Here is a 3,377-nt window from a genome sequence, read left to right on the forward strand (position 1 = left end):
TGTTTCCGAATTGTTAAGACGCAAAAATAAGTAGAGAGTTCCACTGCTCATATATGTGAATCGCCGTTTGCCCCGAACGAAGTTCCTGCCCCTGTTTTGCAGCGGCGTTGACTAGAGAGCCGGTATCACGTTCGGTCGGCTCATGAAATTTTCAAGGTGCAATCTTCCCCGGAAAAGAAAAATACCGCCCACGCAGTACAGGCGAAGGATTTTGTCGGGTGAAACAGACGGCAAAATGATCGGGTGTGTTGCGGGGCGGTAAATCTTCGCAGGAAATAAAACCGCACAGAATCGTTTCTTTACAGAAATCTCTGTGGATTTGTTGGGAATGATAACATAAGTACGAATGCGTGTCAACACTTCAGGATAATGAATACATCAGATGAACGAAACACACAAAGTACAAGCGAAAGCAAGGCTGCGTTTTAGAAGAATGTTTTAATTTTCGCAGTTCAGGCGGACTTGGACGGTAAACACACCGTCCTTCTTCTTTGTGTAGAAGTCGCCATGGTTCTCTTGAACGATACGATTTATGTTCTTTAGTCCGTAACCGTGATACTCTCCGATGCGGATGCTGCGAACGGTATCGCTGTATGGATTCTCAAGCCGGTAAAAGAGACTGCGATACTGCTTGCGCAGCTGTAGATGAATGATTCGCTGTTCTGCTGGCAAGTCGCAGCAGGCTTCAATGGCATTGTCAAATGTGTTTCCGATGATGATGCTCAAAGACAACGATGAGATCGTCAGAACTTCAGGAATCGTCACATCCAGTTTGACTTTGATGTTATTCCTTTCCGCAATTCGTAAGTAATAATTCAAAAGAGCATCAACAACAGGATTTCCGACAGCAGAAATATTTGTGGAACGCTCGAAAACATTCGTGGCGGCCTGTGCGATCTTGTGAAGTTCTTCGGTATCACCGTGTTCTGCAACTGCCTGCATCGCCAGAATGTATTTCTTCACATCATGCTGTAGAGAACGGACTTCTTCCTGACGTTCTTTGAGCTGCTGGTAGTATTCCATTTGAAGGTTGTACTGCTGCTCATTGAACTTGACTTTGAATTTTTCTAGCTCATTTTCCCGGAGAGCTTCCACATAGAACACGATCAGGATGTTTATAAGGAGAAGTACAGCCATAAGGCCGACCATATAATCAGGGAAATAATCATCCGCAGCATGATACTGTGCCACATAACAGACCGCGATACTTGCGATTTGAATCGCAATGATCGGCAACAGCCATAGGATACGCAGAGCATTTCCTTTTCGGCTGAAAAAATGTGAGATCAGGACTACGAGTTGAATTTGAATCAGGTTTGAAAAAACAACATAGACCAACCGTGCTGCCCCAGCCTGCATTAGAATGTCGGTATCCGGGATACGCAGCCCAATCAGAAGCATTGCAAGCACTTCCACCAAAGCAATCAGTGTGAAGAAAGCTCCGCTTGCAAAAACCGCCTGCCACGGTCGAACCTCATAGAACAGCAATGCAAGGAAAAATCCGCCAACTAAAAGATAGATCGTGCGCTGCGTCACCCAATCCGGGAATAAACTCAAAGCACACTGCCCAGCAATCAAGAGTGCAACATAGGCATAGAACCACCTTGAGACGGGCTCCTTTTTGGGAAACAGCCGACCGATAAAAAGCAGCAACAGGGCAATGTTGGCAAAGCTCCCTGCAAACTCAACGAAATAATAAAGCATCATCTTCCCAAATAAGCGTTGAAGATCTGATTGAACTCCTGACGCTTCCTCCTGCTGATCGGCAGCTGATGTCCGCTGGAAAGAAAAACAGCGGTTCCCGTAGCGTAAACAATGTGTTCCATGTTGACGAGATAACTTTTGTGTGGTGACACAAAGCACCGTTTGGGAAGCTGCTCCAAGGCTTCAGGAATGCTCATTCGCAATGTAAGGTCTTGCTCCTTGCAGTGAATCAGAACTTTATGTCCGTGGCTTTCCAGAAAGTAAATGTCCGATGTTTCCAAGGACATGGTAACACCATCGTATTCGATCGTGAAATGTTTGGAGTTCAGTTCCTGAAGGACGGCATCCATTGCCGCAGCGAACAGCGTCTGATCCAAAGGTTTGACAAGGTAGCGGAATGCAATGCCATATCCCTGCACAGCGTACTCATGCCGCTTCGTGACAAATACCACCAAAGGATGCTTCTCCATCTGAATCAAAGACTGCGCCAGCTGAAAACCGTTGGATGGCATCTCGATATCGAGAAGAAGCAGATCAAAGGATTTCTTCTGCATTTGCAATTCGCTCAGAAGTTCGTTTCCATCCATGTAAGTTTCAATGTCAAAGCAGCCTTGCACATCGTACTGCTGGACGCTTTGAACAATGCCATCAAGGTCTGATTTCTCATCATCGCAGACTGCAACGTGGTACTTCAGCATTTCGACAACCTCCACAAAATAATGTCCTGCTACTATTATAGACTGTGCAAAGGCTCCTTACAAGTAGCCTGACCTACCACTTTTGTCACCAGAACGACCAGTTTTGCCAAACCTCTTGATTTTGCTGAAATTTATGATACAGTGAAGCAAAAATCAGAAGATAAGGTGGCGCAACTGCAATGTGGGAACGCACGCTGTCTCAAAAATCAGTCCGTCTTTTCTGCGAGCAAAAAGTGATAGATGAAGCAAAGGCGGATGCGTATGTCTATGGGTACGAGTTGCTCATATCATCTGTTGTGAGCGTTCTGCTTGTTGTTTTAATCGCTGTTGTGTGTGGTGATGTGCGGTACGCACTTTCATTTTTGATTGGGTTTATCCCACAGCGAATCTACATTGGCGGATACCATGCAACATCGCACACCAGATGCTATTTGGCATTCTCCGGACTGGCACTTATCTGCATTTTGCTAAGTAAGGCAATCGCAGCAAATCACCTTTTCCGTATCCTGACAACAGTAGCTCTTTTGGGCATCTCTATCTTTCTCTCACCTATCGAAGCAAAGAATAAGCCTTTAAGTGAAAAGAAGCGGTCAAGTTACAAGATGGTCGCATCTGTTCTTTCGTCAATAGATTTCCTGCTTGCCATTTTTAATGTGCTTCCGTATACACGTCATGTAGTTTGCTACTATCTCTCCAAATGGGTATTGATTGTATTCTCAACAATTCCTTTGGTTCAACAAAAATTTAATGCCAACTTTTGTAGATAGGGAGGTGATAACATGAAAAAAAACAAATGGGTGCTGCTTCTTATCGCTTTTGTTGCATTTTTGGTATTGGTTTATTTTATTGGTGCTTGCCTTAATGCAACGGCAGAGGCATTGACAATTATTTCGCTCTGCATCGGCATACTGGTCATTTATTTAGTCGTAAAAGCAATCAAATCAAAATAAGGAAAGGAAAATGTGATCATGAGTA

General features: G+C 44.4%; 4 protein-coding genes. 2 read left to right on the forward strand and 2 right to left on the reverse strand.

Features of this window, described 5'->3' with window-relative positions:
* Positions 1–438: 438 nt before the first annotated feature.
* Both J3352_RS14020 and J3352_RS14025 read right to left on the reverse strand, forming a co-directional pair.
* Positions 439–1,707: a GHKL domain-containing protein gene (locus J3352_RS14020; protein ID WP_156067585.1), complete on the reverse strand. Its 1,269-nt coding sequence runs from the start codon at positions 1,705–1,707 to the stop codon at positions 439–441.
* Entirely contained in the window at positions 1,704–2,402 is a 699-nt protein-coding gene (locus J3352_RS14025; protein ID WP_005924492.1) for a LytTR family DNA-binding domain-containing protein, read from the reverse strand. The genes J3352_RS14020 and J3352_RS14025 overlap by 4 nt, the downstream gene beginning before the upstream one ends.
* 179 nt (positions 2,403–2,581) lie before the next feature.
* Here J3352_RS14025 and J3352_RS14030 point away from each other — a divergent pair, with 179 nt between their 5' ends.
* On the forward strand, positions 2,582–3,169 hold the full coding sequence (locus tag J3352_RS14030) for an accessory gene regulator B family protein (RefSeq protein WP_005924490.1): 588 nt from the start codon (positions 2,582–2,584) through the stop codon (positions 3,167–3,169).
* A 12-nt stretch (positions 3,170–3,181) separates the two neighbouring features.
* Positions 3,182–3,352, forward strand: a complete 171-nt coding sequence (locus J3352_RS14035; protein WP_005924488.1) for a hypothetical protein — start codon at positions 3,182–3,184, stop codon at positions 3,350–3,352.
* Positions 3,353–3,377: the final 25 nt, after the last annotated feature.

The sequence above is a fragment of the Faecalibacterium sp. Marseille-Q4164 genome (genome assembly GCF_017377545.1).
GTDB lineage: Bacteria > Bacillota > Clostridia > Oscillospirales > Ruminococcaceae > Faecalibacterium > Faecalibacterium duncaniae.

Bases quoted from the DNA above. Each gene is read 5' to 3' on its own strand.
- J3352_RS14030 (WP_005924490.1), top strand. From the start codon at position 2,582: ATGTGGGAACGCACGCTGTCTCAAAAATCAGTCCGTCTTTTCTGCGAG.
- J3352_RS14020 (WP_156067585.1), bottom strand. From the start codon at position 1,707: ATGATGCTTTATTATTTCGTTGAGTTTGCAGGGAGCTTTGCCAACATT.
- J3352_RS14025 (WP_005924492.1), bottom strand. From the start codon at position 2,402: ATGCTGAAGTACCACGTTGCAGTCTGCGATGATGAGAAATCAGACCTT.
- J3352_RS14035 (WP_005924488.1), top strand. From the start codon at position 3,182: ATGAAAAAAAACAAATGGGTGCTGCTTCTTATCGCTTTTGTTGCATTT.